Origin of the sequence: Gordonia sp. L191 (genome assembly GCF_030077625.1) — a bacterium.
In the GTDB taxonomy this organism is placed as follows: domain Bacteria; phylum Actinomycetota; class Actinomycetes; order Mycobacteriales; family Mycobacteriaceae; genus Gordonia; species Gordonia polyisoprenivorans_A.
Map to the genome: position 1 here is coordinate 1,449,537 of NZ_CP125996.1, position 18,169 is coordinate 1,467,705.

Genomic DNA, 18,169 nt, shown 5'->3' on the forward strand with positions numbered 1-18,169 from the left:
GTCAGCTCTGGGGCAGGCGTTCTGATCGGCGCGCCAATTCCTCGCGGACGAACGCGAGCGCGGATCCTTGCCACAGGCCCAGATGGTCGAGCATCGGATGGTGCCCACCGGGCACCGACACATAGGTGGCGTCGACGCCACGGTCGCGCAACTCGGCGATGCCCTTGGCGGTCTTGCGGGCCAGGGTGATGGTGTCGGCGTCACCGTGGACGGCGACCACCCGGGCGTCGTCGTTGATCATCCGCCAGTCGGCGAACTGCCACCATGGGGCCAGCACGAGCACCCCGGTGACCGCGGGGTCGGCGGCCAGCTGCGCCGCGATGCGTCCACCCATCGAGTGCCCGATGAGCACCACCGGGGTGTCGGGATGTGCACGACGCGCACGGGCCAGCGCGGCTCGCGCGTACGGCATGGGCGAGGCTTGTTCGCCGTTCCAGCCGTAGACGCGGTAGCGCACCTGGCGGACGTCGACGGCCCGACCGAAGCGCGCGCGGATCGACCAGGTGAACGGATACATGCGCAGCGCCGAGGCCTGCCACGGTGAGAACGGACGGTAACTCGAATCGGTCCCACCGGGCAGGACGAGGACGACGAGCCGAGGATCGGCGCTGCGCACGGGCATCGAGAGTGCTCCTTGCTGGCGGACGTGCGGGTGGTTCACAGTAACTGTTCGGTTCGCATCGCCCTGCGGACCGCTCGATCGGTGGCAGAATTCGTCACATGGCACACCCTCGAGCCGGTACCCCGGCACTGCCCGAAGACCTCATCGACGTGGCCGCAGTGGAAATGGCCTACTACGACCGCACTCCTGACCCCGATGATCCGTTGCAGCAGGTCGTGTTCGGCACGTCCGGCCATCGCGGATCGAGTCTGGACTCCTCGTTCAACGAGGCGCACATCCTCGCGACGACCCAGGCGATCGTCGAGTACCGGACAGGCGCCGGGATCGGTGGACCGTTGTTCATCGGATTCGACACGCATGCGCTGTCGATCCCCGCATGGCGTACCGCACTCGAGGTCCTCGCCGCCAACGGCGTCACCACGCTCACCGCCGAGGGGGACTCCTTCACCCCGACGCCCGCGGTGAGTCGCGCGATCCTGCAGTTCAATGCCGAGAATCCGGGTGTGGAGTCCGACGGCATCGTCGTCACCCCGTCGCACAATCCGCCCCGTGACGGCGGGTTCAAATACAACCCGCCGTCGGGTGGACCGGCCGACACGTCGATCACCTCGTGGGTGGCCGCGCGCGCCAACGAACTGCTGCGCGCCAAACTCGTCGGCGTCAAGCGGATTCCGTTCGAGCAGGCCCGGACCGGCGAGTTCGTCACCGACTACCCGTTCATGATGCGGTATTGCGACGGGCTGGCCGACGTGGTCGACATGGCCGCGATCCGCTCCGCGGGCTTCCGCATCGGCGCCGACCCGCTCGGCGGTGCCTCGGTCGGATACTGGGCGGCCATCGGATTCCGCTACAATCTCGAGACGCTCACCGTGGTCAATCCGACCGTCGATCCGACGTTCTCGTTCATGACCCTCGACACCGACGGCAAGATCCGGATGGACTGCAGTTCGCCGAATGCCATGGCCTCGCTGATCGGTGCACGCGATCACTACGACATCGCCACCGGCAACGACGCCGACGCCGACCGGCACGGGATCGTGACCCCGGATGCAGGCCTGATGAACCCGAATCATTATCTGGCCGTGGTGATCGACTACCTGTTCACCCATCGGCCCGGATGGTCGGAGCAGGCCGGGGTCGGCAAGACTCTGGTCTCCTCGTCGTTGATCGATCGGGTGGTCGGCGCCATCGGGCGACGTCTCGTCGAGGTACCGGTCGGGTTCAAGTGGTTCGTCGACGGACTCCTCGACGGCTCGATCGCCTTCGGCGGCGAAGAGAGTGCGGGAGCGTCGTTCCTGACCTTCGACGGCAAGCCGTGGACCACCGACAAGGATGGGATCATCCTGGATCTGCTGGCCTCGGAGATCCTCGCGGTGACCGGCAAGACGCCCTCGCAGCGTTACCGTGAACTCGCCGACGCTTTCGGCGAATCCGCTTACGCGCGTATCGATGCGCCGGCGTCGCGGGAGCAGAAGGCGGTTCTGGCGAAGTTGTCGGCCGACCAGATCTCCGCGACCGAACTGGCCGGGGAGAAGATCACCGCGATCATGACCGAGGCACCCGGCAATGGTGCGGCGATCGGCGGACTGAAGGTCACCACCGAGAACGCATGGTTCGCAGCACGGCCGTCGGGCACCGAGGACGTCTACAAGATCTACGCCGAATCCTTCAAGGGGCCTGAGCATTTGGCCCAAGTCCAGGTGCAGGCACAAGAGGTGGTCGACGCGGCACTGGCGTGAGCGTGCCCCGATGAGAACGTTGGAGCCGTTGAGCGCACCCGTCGAGCCGATCGTCGCGTTGCAGCGGATCGCGTGGTTGCTCGAGCGGCAGCGGGAGAGCACCTATCGGGTGGAGGCGTTCCGCAAGGCGGCCCGGGCCGCGGCCCGACTCGACCCAGATGATCTCGAGAGTCGTTCGCGGGAAGGCACTCTGACGTTGATCACGGGTATCGGCAAGACCACCGCCACGGTCATCGCCGAGGCCCTCGACGGAGATCTGCCGGAGTATCTGGCGCGTCTGCAGTCGACGGAGTCGCCGTATCCGCCCGGCGCCGTCGCCGATCTCGTCGCCGCTGCGCGCGGGGACTGCCACAGCCACACCGACGCCAGCGACGGCGGTGCCCCGCTCACGGAGATGGCAGCGGCGGCAACCGCATTCGGACTCGAGTGGCTCGCGGTCACCGACCACTCGCCGAGGTTGACCGTGGCACACGGTCTCAGTGCAGAACGGCTCGCCGATCAGATCGATCAGATCGAGGCCTACAACCGCGGGGCGAACATGACCGGGAGGCGGCTGCCCGACACGCAGGTTCGATTGCTGGCGGGAATCGAGGTCGACATCCTCGACGACGGTGCACTCGATCAGACCGATGCGCTCCTCGACCGGCTCGACATCGTCACCGCCTCGGTGCATTCGGCCCTGCGGATGGAGCACGACGCCATGACGCGGCGATTGGTGGCAGCCGCGACCGACCCGCGGGTCGACGTGCTGGGACATTGCACCGGACGGCGCGTACTCACCGGTCGCGGACACCGGCCACCGTCGAGTTTTGACGCCCGGGAAGTGTTCGAGGCGTGCGCAACCCATCAGACCGCGGTCGAGATCAATTCCCGCCCCGAACGTGTCGACCCGCCCGACGAACTCGTGACCATGGCGATCGAGGCGGGCTGCCTGTTCGCGATCGACTCCGATGCGCACGCACCGGGGCAACTCGAATTCACGGTGCTCGGAGCGCAGCGTGCCCACGAGCACGGCATCGACCCGGATCGCATCATCACCACCTGGCCGGTGGACCGGTTGCTGGCGTGGGCCGGTCATCGGTGAGCGTGGGTGCGTCAGCGGGCGAGCCGTGCGCGCAGCCACGTGTCGACATCATCGACCGCCCGCCGGCCGATGGGTGTGTCATGCATCGTGAAACCATGCGGTGCAGCCGGATACAGCCGTAGATCGACGTCGTTTCCCGCGGCGATGAGCCGGGCGAGCATGGAGAGGTTGTCGGCCAGCACCACATCGTCCTCCCCGATGACGACGAGCACCGGCGGCAGGCCCCGTAGATCGCCGAAGATCGGTGAGATGTCGGCAACGGTGCGGTCGGTGACATGACCGACGTACGCCTCGATGAAGTACTCGTCGGCAATTGTTGCACCGGAGGGGGTGTGGGCACTGAGGTCGTAGCTTCCGGCCTCGAGGACCACGCCGTCAACCTCGGAAACCACGCCGGCATCGCGCAGGCGGAGAAGTGTCGTCATCGCCAACGTGGCGCCGGCCGACATGCCACCGAGGGTCAGGGCGGTGGTGCCGAATCGTTCGGTGCCCGTCGCGATCAGCCACGATGCCACCGCCGCACAGTCGTCGGGGGCTGCCGGCCACGGCGACTCGGGGGCGAGGCGGTAGTCGACGCCGATCACCACCGCGTCGAGGGCGTCGGCGCGGCGTGCGTTCTGCGCGTCGTGCCGGGCGGCGGAATCCATGTAGAACCCGCCACCGTGCAGGTGGAGGTGAATGCCCGTGGGGTGCCCGGAATCGGGCAGGAGAATGCGGATCGGGATTCGGTGGCCGTCGACCTCGATGATCTCGGAGCGGGCTCGGGTCGGTGCCTGCGGGTCGACGGCTCGCGCGGCCCTGACGGCGGCGAGCTCGGTCGCCGAGCGCGGTCCGACACCGCCGACCCGGGTGGCATAGAACGCGCGGGTGTCGGCGAGATCCGCCGCCGACACCGGTTGCCGCAGATCGGCCAGGCCCAGCTTCACCACGGTTCCGTCATCGTCACGGCACCCACGATAGCGATCGGGGTCGCCGGGTGCCGCGGACCCTGCGGGGGTAGCGTCGGTGGTACACGCGAGAGGGAGCGGGCGTGAAGGCGACACACGGAACCAGTAGTGCATTCCGTCGGTATCGGTCGGTACCGACGCCCGTCGACGATGTTCTCCTGCTCGCAGAGGGGGAGTCGCTGATCGGACTGTACTTCGCCAATCACCTTGTTCCTGAGTCGGAATGGGGATCGGTGGCCGGTGACGACGACCCAGTACTGAGCCCGGCGGTCGCTCAGCTCGACGAGTACTTCGCCGGACTCCGGCAGGACTTCGATCTGCCGCTTCTACCGCGAGGGGGAGCCCTGGCCGAATCGATATGGCGACTCCTGCTCGACATCCCGTACGGCACGACGACGAGCTACGGTGCCATCGCGACGCAGCTCGGCGACCGATCACTGGCGCAGCAGGTAGGCCAGGCGGTGGGCCGGAATCCGATCGCGATCATCATTCCGTGCCATCGGGTGATCGGCGCCGACGGTTCACTCACCGGATTCGGTGGTGGGCTCGAGCGCAAACGTATCCTGCTGAGTCTGGAGGAACCGTCCGCCGAGGACGCCGGACGGTTGTTCTGAAGCCCTGCCCTTTCCGGTGCTCGAGACGCCTTTTCTCGGTGGTCGAGGTTCCCTTTTTCTGGTGGTCGAGAGTCCTTTCCTGGTTGTCGAGGTGCTCTTTTCCTGGTGGTCGAGGTGCGACGAGCGCCAGCGAGGAGCCTCGAGACCCGTTGAGCCACAGCTGGTTCCACCCCCATCAAAACCCCGTCACCGCGGGTAGGTGACGATCACCTGCCCCGTCCGTCGGTTCCGCCACTCCACCCGCCGATCGGTGTAGAGCGTTGGTACCCACCCGGCGAGATGCTTGCGTTGGTGATCGGCCCGACACAGTGGAATGAGGTCGCCGAGCACCGTCCATCCTCCGGCTTCGGGGTCGGTGTGGTTGAAGGGTCGCCAGTGGTCGAGGTCGCACCGATGTGACGGCATCCCACAGTAGGGGTATCGGCACCAGGCGTCGTTGGCGAGCACCTCAGCGCGCAAGGTCGCGCTGGGTGCATAGGTCAGTGCCCCAGGTGGTGGCACGGTGTGACCGCCGTGTCCGGTCGGATCTGCTGGTGGGGCTTGGGGTCGGTCGGAGATCTGCGGGATGAGTGGTCCAGCAGCACGGGCGGTTTCGGGGTAGTGGATTGTTTTCGCTATCTCGGCGAGGGTGGTGGCGTAGTCGGGGTCGATGGGTCCGTATCCCTGCAATCGGGGTACGAGGATCCCGTCGGGGTCCTTCAGGACCGTCAATACGGGTGCGCCGGGTACCACCAGGGCCCGCCCGAACGCCATCGGAACCTCATCCGGCGTCGGCTCATCCAGGGGGTCAGGGACGTCGGGTTCGGCGACCGGCTCCACCAACTCAACCAACTCGACTTCCGGAGCGTCGGCGTCGGCGGGTTCGGGGAGCAGGTCATCCCACGCTTGTGCATCCTCAGCGTCGGCGGGTGTTTCCGCCGACTCGTGCCGGGCAGCAATGCCTTTCGCGCAATTCTCCTGTCCGCATTCGCAGGTGAGGTGCGCTCCCGGGACGCGGGTGATCTCCCCGAGTGCGATGACCCGCAGTGATCCCACGCGGCGGGGGTCTTTGTGGCAGGTGCGTTCATCGAGGAGCGCGTTGATCTGGGTGGTGAGGAACACCCCGTAATGCGCGGGGACGACCGCGTCGAGAGCGGAGTGTCCGGCAACGTCGGGGGTGATGGTGACGTTTCCCACCAGGTCGGTGATGGTGTCGCGGTCCTCGATGACACTGTCGGGATTCATCGAGATCAGCGCGGCGTCGAGTTGTTGCGACAGTACCGGGTCGGTGGTGGCGCGGGACCCGTAGTCCAGGACGATCTCTTCGAACGACATCTCGGACTCGTCACCGGTATCGACGCTGTCGCTGGCGCTATCTGTGGTGCCGGTATCGCTGCCACGTTGGGCGGCGCGCCATGATCGAGGCCCGGTTCGTGGACAGTTCACCGTTCAAATACGCAGCGGGGATCAGGGGGAGTTCTTTGAGGAGGTCAGCCAGTGCTATCCAGCTGCCGGCTTTGCTGCGGGAGATCTTGAATTGTAGGGAGACTTCGGCTCGGGCGAGTTTGTCGGCGTGCTCGATCACTGAGCCCCATACCTCGACCTCGGACTGGCCTGCCAGACGCTCGCGATACACGCGATCGGCCAGCGCGGCGGCTGTCAGGACTGCGCGGGCTTCGTGTTTGCGGGATTGGCGTAGCAGGTCCGGGCCGGTTTCGGTGAGCTCGTCGCGGGACATCGACTCGATGGCGGTGGCGTCGGCATCCGGATCGGTGAATGTGAACGTGGTCGACATCCGGATGCCCCCTTCCGCGATCGGTGATCGAACTTATGGGTACAAGTGTAGGAAGGGGTACCGACAAAACCGGTCCGGCGAACGCCAGACCGGAGAAATCTGTGGACAACTATTTTCGTCCGCGTCCAGTGGGCGTCGATGTGGTTGCGATACTTGTCATCTCGCCGAGCCTCTCGACCATCGGAGGAAGGGGCAAGCGTCGGTCAGGAAATGCGCCGTCGTTCTACTCCGGCCCTTTCCATCCGATGGTCGAGGTGTCGAGGAGCGCCAGCGACGAGGCCTCGAGACCCCGCTCGCCGACAGGTATCCGCACCACCAGCCGAGCTGCAACCAGCACCGGCACAGGCGGTCTCGAGGCTCGCCGCATGCGGCTCGCACCTCGACCACCGGGGATAGGGGCGATCGTCGGGTGATGGAAACGCTCGACCATCGGGGAAGGGGCGGGCGTCGAATGATGGAAGTGCTCGACCATCGGGGGAAGGAACTCTCGATCAAGGGGAGTCGGTCGGGATCGGGGACCACCGCCAGATCTTGGGTGGACGACCGCCGGCGGCGGGCGCGACACCTGCTTCGGTGAGCATGGTGATCCGGGCGAGGTCGCGATTGAGGTTGGCGCGGTGCACCTCTGCGCCGGTGAGTGAGCGGGTGATCGTGACGGCGTCGGTGGCGGTGAACTGCGGGCCGGTCAGGCCACGCGTGAAAGTGAGGTCACGCCACAGTTTCTCGGCAAGGATGGACCGGGTGGCGGTGATCATCTCTGCGTGATCGAACGCGGGCGGGCGGTCGCTGTCTATGGGTGTCCACACCGCCTGCTCCGTCCGGATGTCTGCCGAGTCCCAGAAGGTTGCCCACATGGCCACCGACAGTGACGGTCCGCGTGGATCTCGACTGGGCTCGTCGAAGGTCTGTAGTTGACCGATCGCCGATGGCTGCTCGTTGATGCCGAGTTTTCTAAGAGCTCGTGTGGCCGCATCGGTGAGGCGCTCACCGCTATACACGACGACGCCGGGGAGGGCTCGTTCGCCGAGATGCGGTTCGGTCGTGCGGCGATGGGTGGCGACGAGCACCGCGCGGGCCTGGGGGTCGTAGGTCAGCGCGACCACGTCGACGCTGACGACACTCAGAATGCCGGGCTCGGGCTGGGCCACGTGATACTCCTGTCGGTCCGGGCAGGCCCGGTCGCGCGGATCACGACGGGCGCCCCCGTCGCCTGCGAGATCAACTGTGCCACCCCATCGGCGTCAGCCGGAAGCTGTCGGAGATCCGGCGTGGCGTGCGCGGCGATCTCGGTCAGCCGCGCGAGTGCGGTGAGGTCGCTCCCGCGCGTGGCTGCCAGCGGAGTCGGATCACCGTCCCAGGTGTCTGCGACGCAAAGGCCTGCGGTGCCGAGGACATCGAGGTGCGAGACCGCAACACCGTCGAGCACACCCGCCACGGCCGCGGCATAGCGGAGCGCGGGAATGTCGAGATGTCCTGTCCGCCAGGCACCCTGGTAGCGTCCCTCACGATTGTGGACGTCGGGTAACACGACATCGTCGCTCTCGGTGGGCATCGGACCGTACCCGTGACGTGTTGCGTAACACCGCGTCGTACCCAGAACGTACGGACGGTGGCCGGTGCTTCGCAGCCACTGCACGAGCGGCCCGGGCACGACCGTGGACCACGTGGTGTGCGGGTGAAAGCCGTGCCATTCGTCGAGGAGCGCTCCCTGCGATCCCTCGAAAATGGTGGTACCGGCATCGATCGTCGCGTTCAGGTAGGCGGGCATGTCGTCGACGACGCGAATCGAATCGGCGATCTCACACAGCGTGTCGGCGATGTCGGTAACCGACTCGACGGGCGCCTCGGCTTCGGGTGCGGCCGCCAACAGCGGCCGTGCGTAGGCCGCCAGCGCGTCGAGGGCACGGATCGTTGCTCGGCGATCACGGAGCAGGCCGAGAGTGGGCACAGCTGCATCCGGAGCGTCGGCATGCATCACGAAGTTGCCGACCCGCTGCCCCCGCCGGGCACCGGACTCCACTGCCAATGCGTAGGCGGTGGTCTCACCGATACCCTCACCGGTGGAACCATGACGAGCGTTGCCACGCAGCGCTTCTCGGGCGCGATTCATGGCGATGTGCAGCGGTGTGGTGACCTGGCAGCGGGCGTCGGCGGTGAGCAATCCGAACGGGTTGCGGATACCGGCGTCGGCCAGTTCCGCCGCCTCCTGCGCCAACCGCAGGGGATTGACCATCATCGGGGCGGCGAGCAGGGTACGCACGTCGAGGAAACTCGCCGACCCGAACTGCCGGAAGGTGTGGTGCCGGCTGCCGTGGCACACGTTGTGGGCGGCCTGTGCGCCACCGGAAAACCGCACCACCGCAGTGGTGTCGGGGATCATCGACGCCAAGAAGTCCACGGTCGCTCCCTTGGCCTCATCGCCGTACCCGAGACCGACGACGATGACGGGAGCGCCGGGCGCGCGCCCGGGCAGGATCTCTGCACCGGGCGCGGCCGTGGTCGACGCCGTCGTGGTTCTCACAGGTCCGCCGGCAACGTGCCGGTCCCGGTGATCGGACGGGGAGTCACCTGCGCCAATGCCTTCCCGACCGCGGGTGCCGCGGCAGCACCGGCATCACGCAGATCGGCCATGCCCTCCTCGACGGTGATGGCGTTCTCCATCACCCCGATGGTCAGCGCGATCAGATCGGCGACCCCGTCGGGATCGTCGAGCTTGAGGAATCGCTCGCCGACGATGGCCCGCCAGTGGTCCTCGATCTGCGGATCGTCGTAGTAGCTGGTCAGATTCGGCAGGATGTAGTGAATGTGGAAGCGCTGAGCCAATTCTCGATAGACGTCGGCGACGTCACGATCCTCACCGATGTCGTCGCCGATGAACCGGCGTACGGAATCCGCGTAGAGCACATCCTTGTTCATCTCGTCGCCGATGAAGAACACGTGGCCCTTGCGGCCGCGCCGGTCCCAGGCATCGGTGACGACCCGAGTGGCCAGGAAGTACGCGGCCAGTGCGTACCCCTCACGCTTGTCGCCTCCGCCGCCGCCCTCGAGGTAGATGTCGCGCAGCTGTTCGTCGATGCGGTTGTCGGACTCGAATTGGCCGATCTGTAGTGGCACGACATCGAATTGGTCGTCGCCGATGGCTCCGACCATGATCTGGGGATCGTCGACGTAGCCGCCGCGGGTCAGCAGACCGAGCAGATCGCCGAGACGTTTCTGGACGGTGATCGGCACGCGGCCCATCGAGCCCGTGACATCGAAGAGGACGACGATCGGGGTCGACCGGGGGTGGTCGATGCTGTCACGTGACTCGCGTGTGGTGACGCCGTAGGCGTTGAGTGAGGGCGCCGCGACGCGCAGGTGACGTGGCGTCTCACGCATCCGGGCCGAGTAACCGAAGTCGTCGGCGCCGGCTGCCCGGCGGGCGGCCGCGGCGCTGCGAAATGCGCTGGTGTCCCAATATCCCTGTCCCATGATGGATTCCTTTCTGGTGGTGAAGATGTGGAGGTGGCTGTCACGCCGTCATCGGCTGTGGTCTCGGCAGCGTGAACGGCCGGAATCGGCGCGGACCGTAGAGCGCCGACAACAACAGGTCGTATTCGTGTAGCCAGGTTTCCGGGTCGAGAGTCTCGGCAGCACAGGCGAATGCTCGCTGTCGAGGACAGCAGTCGCCCAGCATGACGCCGAACAGCCGTGCCACGGCGTTCCCGTCGCGTGCCGGCAGGCTGCCGTTCCCGGTGGTGTCGGGGCCGGTCCACCCTGTCAACACGACACCGTGTTCGTCGGGATGGATCAGAACGGAGTGGACGCCGAGGTTGCCGTGCGGACGGCCGGCAGCGGCAAGGGTCATGACGATGCGGCGCACCATCCACGCCCAGTCGCGGCCGTCGAGTCCGGCGGGATACGACGCGTGCACCTCGTCCAGGCAGACCATTCCGGCGGGTACCCGGTAGGCGACCCAGGGATGGCCGTCGGTGACGGCGGTGTCGATGACGCTCGGCGCGAAAGCCCGCATACCGTGGCCGGCCAGATGGGCGGCGACCGTCGGCAGCGCAATCACACTCGCGACGCCGGCGATGCGCCCGATCTCGACACGGATATCGGGGTCGTCGGTGCGATACGCGCTCATCTGGTCGGTGACCCAGAGGCGTTCGCGCAGAACGTGGGTGGTCGCCCCGGTCACGAATGCCGTGGTGTCACCGGTGCCCGACGCAGCCGTCACCGTCTCGCACCAGGCGCAATACAGCGCGTTGAGGGTCAGTGCGGCGTCGCGGGCAACCTCTGGCGACAGTCCGAGGATCGTCGCGCGGTCGGGGTGTACCGCGGCGAGTAAGGCGCGGTGACGGCGGCGTGCCGCGCGCTGGGCGGACGGATCGGTCGGTGTTCCCGCGAACACGTCGCCGGGTCGGCGGGCGTTCTCGATCAGCCGGACGATCTCGAAGGGGTCGTACTCGTTCATGTCTTTTACTCTAAACGAGTAATAACCAGGACGCAACGGTGTCGGTCGAACAGCCGACCATAGACGGTCAGAGGTGGTCCAGCGCCGCCGCGAGTCGTCGGACGCCCTCGTCGAGTTCCGCCGGTGGCAGCGTCGCGAAACTCAGTCGCAGGTACTCGCCGAGATCGTCGGAGACGGCGAACGCACGTCCCGGCACGAAGGCGACGCCCTGGTCGACGGCGGCAGGCAGGAGGTTGGAGGTATCGACATCGTGCAGGCGCGCCCAGCAGAACATCCCGCCCTCCGGTGGGCGCCAGTCGATCCGGCCCCCGAGATGGCGGTCGAGTGCATCGGTCAGCGCGGTTGCCCGAACCCGGTACTGCGCGCACAGGCGATCCACGTGGTCGGCGAGCCACCCGGTGTCGCTGAGCAGGTCGGCGGTCATCAGTTGACTGAACGCCGAGCCGCAGAGGTCGGCACTCTGACGCAGGCGCTCGACCATGCCGACGATCGACGGCGTTGCCTGCATCCAGCCCACCCGCAACGCCGGTGCGAGGATCTTCGACGCGCTGCCGAGTCGGATGACCCGATCGCCGGGGATCGGGGCGATCGGGTCGCCGGTGAATCGTAACGCACCATAGGGGTCGTCCTCGATCACGAGAAAACCGTACTGATCGGCGAGTTCAGCGAGTCGTATGCGGGTATGCGCGCTCGCGGTGACGCCTGACGGATTGTGAAAGTTGCTGACCGTGTGCACAATCCGGGGCCGTAGCCCGGACCGAAGCCGTGTCTCGAGCTCGGCGACGTCGGTGCCGGCGCCGGTGATGGGTAGGGCGACAATCCGGGCGCACACGGCTTGAAAGCTTTGCAGTGCACCCACATACACCGGATCGTCGACGACGACCGTTGATCCGGGATCGACGAGCGCCTGTGCCAGCAGCGAGAGTGCCTGCTGTGAACCATGGGTGATGAGGATCTGCTCGGGAGCGGCGCACTGCAGGTGGGCGATGGCCTCGCGGCACCGCGCAACGCCGGTGCTCGCCGTGTATTGGAGCGCCGAAGCGTCGGCGATCGCGCGCTGCGCCGCAACCGCGATCCGTGCGGTGGGGATGAGGTCGGTGGCAGGCAAACCGCCCGCGAGGCTGAGCACACCGGGCCGTTCGGTGACCGCGAGGAGATCTCGGATGGCCGACCCGCGGATCGACTCGAGGGCGCGCGATGGGGGAATGGTCAAGGCAGACATGGGACATCACTTCCGGAGGGCGGATGGGGAAGTGATGCGGGTGGTCACCGAATCGGCATCCAGGGTTCGATGCCTGACCAGACGGTAGCGCGTGGAATCCAAATGATGAAATACATATTCCAACATATGGGAAGCGCCAGTGTCCGTCGCGGTCTCGGCTCGAAGCAACCTCACAGCGCACGCGAACCTTCGAGGCCTATTGTCATCTGTCATGGCCTCCTTCACCAGAGAACTCATCGGTCAGTATCCCGCCGCCGTCATCGGCTCGGGCCCACCGCTGGTGGTACTCACCGGACTGACCCCGTCCACGGGGATCACCGGCGATGGCTTTGTCCGGGGCTCGTGTGCGCCGCTACGCGAGGTCACCGGTCGACAGTTGATCGTCATCAACCGTCGTCCCGGCCTCCGGTCGCCGATGACGATGAGTGAGATGGCCGACGACCTCGCCGAGTCGCTACGCGATCACCTCGATGGGCCGGCGGAGGTCTTGGGCGAATCAACCGGCGGCAGCATCGCGCAGCAACTCGCCGCCGACCACCCCGATCTCGTTGACCGGCTGATCCTCGTCAGCACCGGCTGCCGGCTCAGCGCATCGACGCGAGAGTTCCAGGCAACTGTCGGCGACCTCGTCGAACGTGGCGAGAATCGGCGGGCGATGGCGATGACGGTCGCCGATCTGGTGCCGCGCGGCACGCGGACGCTGGCCTATGGCGCGGGATGGCTGGGGGCGCACCGCATGATGGACGACGCGGCCGCTGCGGATCTCGTGACCACGATTCGCGCCGAGGACGGCTTCGACCTCGCGAAGGCGCCGACGATCAAGGCCCGCACCCTCATCGTCGGTGGCCGTCGAGACCGCTTCTACGACGCCGAATTGTTCTCCGAGACAGCGCGACTCATTCCGCACAGCACGTTGCTGATGGTCCCGCGCTGCGGCCACGTCACCGTGATGAGTTCGCCACGCGCGCGGATGGCCGTCGCTGGGTTCCTCGGCGCCTGAGTGGGACTTCGACGCCTCTTTTCGCAGGCAGGCCTGGCGAATTCACGCACGCTTGACGTAGAGGCCGGACATCCCCGAGATCGATCCGGACACGGTGATGATCGGTCCGCCAAGCTGCGACGGTGATCCGGCCTTGTCCTTGATCGACGACCATCCCGACCTCGATAGGTCCGGATAGCGGATCTCTTGATTGCGCCCCAGCTTGAGCTTCACGTTCGTGGCCGACACCTGCACCTCCAGGTCGAGGGCCGGCCCAAGGAAGACGGCGCTGGTGAAATCGAGATCGGCCGTACCCATCGACCCGGTGACGAGGATGCGTGGCGGTACCTCCCAGACGCCCTTGCGGCGCACGGTCTCCCAGTTCGCGTCGAGCTGCATCGGAGCAGTCATCGCGAATGACTCCGGGGCGGTCGTCTGCTCGTCGGGGAACAGCACCGCCGCAGTGGGCAGCCCGTCGACGGTCGCACGGAGCTCGCCGCGGTTGCGTGCCGAATACACCGCGCCCGAGCGTTCCTCGAAGGCTGCGACGTCGAGATACCCCGACGAGAAGGCGTCGTTGAGGAGGCCGATAGCCCGCTCTCGCTCGGGATGGCCCACCAAGATATCGTCTTTGTCGGTTTCGCCCATGGTCACATGGTAGGGGTGGCGGGCACTGGCCTGCCGGTACATCCGGCCCATGCCGCGGCACAAACCTGTCGCGGGCGGTGCCCGTAGGCGACTATCATCGCCGCCATGGGAACGCTGAACAGCGCGCCGTCGTCGGCGCTCAACACGAACATGGGTCGGCTGCGTCTCGCCTGACGGCGCGACGACTCATCATCTTTTTCTCGCGCCGTCGACCGAGATGTCCATGCACCTCGGCCGCGAGATCATCGTCGTGTGCGGCTCATCCGCCGCTGCCGGGGTGCTTCACGTCACGATCCACGCTGGAGCGCACCGTGCCCATCTCCTCATCTCATGGCGGACGCCATGAACTCGGAAAAAACTTCCTCGTCCACCAGCCAACCATTCAACGCATCGTCGGTCTCGTCGACATCACCCACGGGCCCATCCTCGAAATCGGCTCAGGCGGTGGCGCGCTCACCGCTCATCTGGCCGCCCTCGACCGGCCGCTGACCGCCATCGACATCGACGCCCACCTCATACAGTCTCTGCAGCAACGGTTTCCGCACATCCGCGCGCAGCATGCCGATGTGCTCAGCCACGTCATCGACGCGCCGGTGGTCGTGGGCAACATTCCGTTCCATCTGACCACCGCCATCCTGCGCAGACTTCTCGGCAACAACACCTGGACCGACGCCGTTCTGTTGGTGCAGTGGGAGGTGGCACGACGCCGCGCGGGCATCGGGGGTGCCTCCATGATGACGGCGCAGGCGGCGCCGTGGTTCGACTTCGCGCTGCACGGCCGTGTTCTGGCCCGCGCTTTTCGTCCGGCACGCACCGTCGACGGCGGAATCCTCACCATCGCACGCCGCCGCCGGCCGCTGATCGATCCCAGCGACCGACGTCGTTACGAACGGTTCGTTGGTGACGTCCTCACCGGCCGGGGTCGTGGCCTTGCGGCCATTCTGCGCCGCCGCGGCGGTGGTCGCGAGGTTGCCGGCGAGCTGCGCGCAGCGTTGATCCCCCCGAACGCTTTGCCGCGGGACCTCGATGTCGCGCAGTGGGTTTCGCTATGGAACTCGGTCGGCAGGCGTTGATCCGGGCTTCGCCGGTACGCGCGTTGAGGTGTTGGACAGGCGCCGCCGCCGTCGGTGACTCCTCGGTGGCGAGCCTCCATCTTGTCGTCTCGCAGGTACGACCCGCAGGTGCAGCCAGGTTGGTCGATGCGATCACTTAGATCGCAAACCTGGGCGCAGTCGGGGCTGATCGATTGACTGGGGCGCGTAATCGCTTTCGACGCACAAGGACTCCCCATGACCCGACAGCTGCATCTCGGCGGCTTCCTGATCGCCTCGCCCGTCACCCATTCGCATGCGGCGTGGCGTCATCCCGGTTCGGAGACCGACTATTTCGGACCCGAGCACTACCATCGGGTGGGGCGCATCCTGGAGCGCGGTAAGTTCGACTTCGCGTTTTTCGCCGATCTCCTGGCCGCGCCGGACCGCTTCGGCGGTGATCAGTCCGAACCGTTCCGTCGCGGTACGCAGGCTGCTGCGACGATCGATCCCAGCCTTGTCGCTGCGTCGCTGGCCGCGGTCACCAGCCGACTTGGGATCGCGGTTACCAAGTCCGCCACGTACTTTCACCCGTATGAGCTGGCGCGAGTCTTCGGCTCGCTCGATCATCTGACGCGGGGCCGGATCGCGTGGAACATCGTCACATCGTTGACGCAGGCAGAGGCCCGCAACTTCGGTCATGACGCGCACGTCGACCATGAGGAGCGCTACGCACGAGCCGAGGAGTTCGTCTCGACGGCCATCAAACTGTGGTCGAGCTGGGACGCCGACGCGGTGACCGCCGACAAGGCGACCGGCGTGTGGGCGGACCCGACCAAGATCCATCCCGTCGACCACATCGGCGAGCACTACCGCACCCGCGGACCGCTCAATCAGCCGCGCTCGCCGCAACATCGACCGGTCTTGATCCAGGCGGGATCGTCGGAGACGGGTAAGAACTTCGCCGCCCGGTGGGCCGAGGCGATCTTCGAGATCGATCCGACCCCGGAGGGTCGGCGCGCCTACTACGACGACGTGAAATCGCGCGTCGTGAACTTCGGGCGCAATCCCGACCACGTGAAGGTGTTCCCGTCGTTCATCCCGTTCATCGGCGAGACCGAGTCGATCGCCCGCGAGAAGCAGGCATTCCACAACGAGCTCGCCGACCCGATCTCCGGTCTGATCACGCTGTCGGTGCACACCGACCACGACTTCTCGGAGTACGATCTCGACGCACCCGTCGAGGACGTGAGGGTGAGCGGCACGCAGGGCCTGTTCGAGGTTGCACGCAGGCTCAGCCACCGCGACAGCCTGACGCTGCGCGATATCGGCAAGCTCTACGCCCTGGGCGTGCTGCTGCCGCAGTTCGTGGGTACCGCCACCGATGTGGCCGACCAGATCGAGGCGTCCTTCACCGGGGGAGAGGCCGACGGGTTCATCGTGTCCAGTGCTCAGACACCGGGAACGTTCAACGACTTCGTCGACTACGTGGTGCCCGAATTGCAGCGCCGCGGACTGTTCCGACGCGCATACGAGGGAGCGACCCTGCGCGAGCATCTCGGGCTCGGCGACGCCCACGAGGATCTCCCGGCCGATATCGGGGGGGGGGGGGGGGGGGGGGGGAGGAGAGGGTGTTGGTCGGCTGACGGTTACGAGCGCCGGCTGGTCTGGGGCCGCAACCCGATGCACCACTGAAGTAGGCGCACGCTATTCGCTGATTCGGGGACCTGGCGCCGACCGGGCCGAGGCACCTACGGTTGTGTCGTGTTCGATGTTTCGGAGCCGGACCCGTCGATGATCGACCTCGGCGTGTTCGTCGAGCGTTCTCCCGAGGTTGCCTGGCGCGTCCTGACACGGCCGGACCTCATCGGCGAGTGGCTGGCGCCCACAATCGGCTTTGAGCCGGTGGCCGGGACAACCTTCATTGTTCAAGTGGCGGTTCCGGACAAACCGGATGCCGAGATGGCTTGCCAGGTCGTCATGGCTGACGAACCTCACCACCTTGCGTACAGCTGGACCGACCTCCGTGGGAAGCCGCCGCTGCGATGGATGATGGACTACCGACTGGTGGCCCATGGCCGCGGCGCTCGATTGTTCTGGCAGATGAGCGGTTTCGATACCGAGGACCGTTATCAGAGGTTTGCGCGCAACGGAATCGAACGGTCTTGGAACCGGACGCTGCTGCCCAAGTTCGCCGAGATCGTGAATGCGCAACGTTGACACAGGGGCCAATTGATCCGATCGCGCCCGAGTTCGCACTGAATACGAGCAAGCCCCGACCGAAGTCGGAGGGGCTTGTCCGGAGGTGGAGCTCCGGGGGTGCTACTCCATGTATCGAGTATTTTCGTGAACCCGGTTGTTCCGTCCGCGAGACGACTCCGGGCGCTGAAATATCGCAATCGGGGTCAGAACTCCGGCCAGTCGAGATCAAGGTTGTGCAGCCACGGCTGGCGGGATTGTCTGGTCAGGGGGACTCAGTGCCCCGTTAGCTGTGCACCGCCATATGACATGCTGCAGTGACTACACCGATGACGGGAGGACCGGCAGCGTCGTATCGAACGTACGTCGCCGTTCCTGCTGCCCTCACTGAGACATCGTCGCCTAGTTTCGATTACGCGCCTTGACTGCCTAGGTAATCACCGTGTAGTCCTTCGAGACCGTCAAACGGATCTAGCAAACACCATGCGCAGCCCAGAATTAGAGCGAGTCGCCGTTGATCGCGACCGCCGTTATGATGAGTGTCAAGGCTGCCTGAAAACAATTCTAGTACAAAATCGTCAACTTGACCTCTAGTGAGAAATTCGCTAAACAGCCTCAAACGAGGCCACATTGCCTCCACAATTGTTTGAGCAACGTCGAGCTCGTCCGCCCTCGAACGAGGAAAACTGTCGTCCGCAAAGTAGCTTACGTAGTCGACTATCGTTGCAAATCGCCTGCCTAATATGAAGCTAAGAGCCTCCACGGCGCCTTCGTCATGCCTGAGTATCGACTCGGTCTGCTTGAGCACATGATCGAGAGCACCCTTGCGCCGTATTGATTCTGTAGCTAAGTTC

At 66.0% G+C, this 18,169-nt stretch carries 15 protein-coding genes and 1 pseudogene; 7 read left to right on the forward strand and 9 right to left on the reverse strand.

What is annotated here, in order from left to right:
• Window position 1: 1 nt before the first annotated feature.
• Window positions 2-622, reverse strand: a complete 621-nt coding sequence (locus QNM97_RS06395) for an alpha/beta hydrolase (protein ID WP_283822052.1) — start codon at window positions 620-622, stop codon at window positions 2-4.
• Between the two features lie 98 nt (window positions 623-720).
• On the opposite strand from QNM97_RS06395, the gene pgm reads away from it, so the two are divergent.
• Both pgm and QNM97_RS06405 read left to right on the forward strand, forming a co-directional pair.
• On the forward strand, window positions 721-2,361 hold the full coding sequence (pgm, locus tag QNM97_RS06400) for a phosphoglucomutase (alpha-D-glucose-1,6-bisphosphate-dependent) (protein ID WP_283822053.1): 1,641 nt from the start codon (window positions 721-723) through the stop codon (window positions 2,359-2,361).
• 10 nt (window positions 2,362-2,371) lie between these two features.
• A complete protein-coding gene (locus tag QNM97_RS06405) occupies window positions 2,372-3,445 on the forward strand; it encodes a PHP domain-containing protein (protein WP_283822054.1) in 1,074 nt (357 codons plus the stop codon).
• A gap of 11 nt (window positions 3,446-3,456) precedes the next feature.
• On the opposite strand, the gene QNM97_RS06410 is transcribed toward QNM97_RS06405, so the two are convergent.
• The gene (locus QNM97_RS06410; RefSeq protein WP_123932044.1) at window positions 3,457-4,371 is read right to left on the reverse strand and encodes an alpha/beta hydrolase; all 915 of its coding nucleotides are present in this window, start codon (window positions 4,369-4,371) and stop codon (window positions 3,457-3,459) included.
• A 104-nt stretch (window positions 4,372-4,475) separates the two neighbouring features.
• Here QNM97_RS06410 and QNM97_RS06415 point away from each other — a divergent pair, with 104 nt between their 5' ends.
• A complete protein-coding gene (locus QNM97_RS06415; RefSeq protein ID WP_123932042.1) occupies window positions 4,476-5,006 on the forward strand; it encodes a methylated-DNA--[protein]-cysteine S-methyltransferase in 531 nt (176 codons plus the stop codon).
• A gap of 186 nt (window positions 5,007-5,192) precedes the next feature.
• On the opposite strand, the pseudogene QNM97_RS06420 reads toward QNM97_RS06415, so the two are convergent.
• The 6 genes and pseudogenes from QNM97_RS06420 to QNM97_RS06445 form a co-directional block, all read right to left on the reverse strand.
• Window positions 5,193-6,780 (reverse strand): annotated as a pseudogene (locus QNM97_RS06420) (HNH endonuclease signature motif containing protein).
• A gap of 491 nt (window positions 6,781-7,271) precedes the next feature.
• Window positions 7,272-7,928 (reverse strand): NUDIX hydrolase, encoded by a 657-nt coding sequence (locus QNM97_RS06425; protein ID WP_283822055.1) that lies wholly within the window; start codon window positions 7,926-7,928, stop codon window positions 7,272-7,274.
• Window positions 7,901-9,301 (reverse strand): adenylosuccinate synthetase, encoded by a 1,401-nt coding sequence (locus QNM97_RS06430; RefSeq protein WP_283822056.1) that lies wholly within the window; start codon window positions 9,299-9,301, stop codon window positions 7,901-7,903. Before QNM97_RS06430 ends, QNM97_RS06425 begins: the two co-directional genes overlap by 28 nt.
• Window positions 9,298-10,251: a hypothetical protein gene (locus tag QNM97_RS06435; RefSeq protein WP_283822057.1), complete on the reverse strand. Its 954-nt coding sequence runs from the start codon at window positions 10,249-10,251 to the stop codon at window positions 9,298-9,300. Before QNM97_RS06435 ends, QNM97_RS06430 begins: the two co-directional genes overlap by 4 nt.
• A gap of 40 nt (window positions 10,252-10,291) precedes the next feature.
• On the reverse strand, window positions 10,292-11,236 hold the full coding sequence (locus QNM97_RS06440; RefSeq protein WP_283822058.1) for a hypothetical protein: 945 nt from the start codon (window positions 11,234-11,236) through the stop codon (window positions 10,292-10,294).
• Between the two features lie 67 nt (window positions 11,237-11,303).
• Window positions 11,304-12,458, reverse strand: coding sequence for an aminotransferase-like domain-containing protein (locus tag QNM97_RS06445; protein WP_283822059.1), 1,155 nt, complete (start codon window positions 12,456-12,458; stop codon window positions 11,304-11,306).
• A gap of 211 nt (window positions 12,459-12,669) precedes the next feature.
• Here QNM97_RS06445 and QNM97_RS06450 point away from each other — a divergent pair, with 211 nt between their 5' ends.
• On the forward strand, window positions 12,670-13,458 hold the full coding sequence (locus QNM97_RS06450; protein WP_283822060.1) for an alpha/beta fold hydrolase: 789 nt from the start codon (window positions 12,670-12,672) through the stop codon (window positions 13,456-13,458).
• A gap of 42 nt (window positions 13,459-13,500) precedes the next feature.
• On the opposite strand, the gene QNM97_RS06455 is transcribed toward QNM97_RS06450, so the two are convergent.
• On the reverse strand, window positions 13,501-14,085 hold the full coding sequence (locus QNM97_RS06455; RefSeq protein WP_283822061.1) for a DUF1707 SHOCT-like domain-containing protein: 585 nt from the start codon (window positions 14,083-14,085) through the stop codon (window positions 13,501-13,503).
• A gap of 317 nt (window positions 14,086-14,402) precedes the next feature.
• On the opposite strand from QNM97_RS06455, the gene erm reads away from it, so the two are divergent.
• The 3 genes from erm to QNM97_RS06470 all read left to right on the forward strand — a co-directional run bounded on the left by erm (window position 14,403) and on the right by QNM97_RS06470 (window position 17,336).
• Window positions 14,403-15,158, forward strand: coding sequence for a 23S ribosomal RNA methyltransferase Erm (erm, locus tag QNM97_RS06460; RefSeq protein WP_283823113.1), 756 nt, complete (start codon window positions 14,403-14,405; stop codon window positions 15,156-15,158).
• 216 nt (window positions 15,159-15,374) lie between these two features.
• Entirely contained in the window at window positions 15,375-16,811 is a 1,437-nt protein-coding gene (locus tag QNM97_RS06465; protein WP_283822062.1) for an LLM class flavin-dependent oxidoreductase, read from the forward strand.
• Between the two features lie 69 nt (window positions 16,812-16,880).
• Window positions 16,881-17,336 (forward strand): SRPBCC family protein, encoded by a 456-nt coding sequence (locus tag QNM97_RS06470; protein ID WP_283822063.1) that lies wholly within the window; start codon window positions 16,881-16,883, stop codon window positions 17,334-17,336.
• Window positions 17,337-18,169 lie beyond the last annotated feature (833 nt).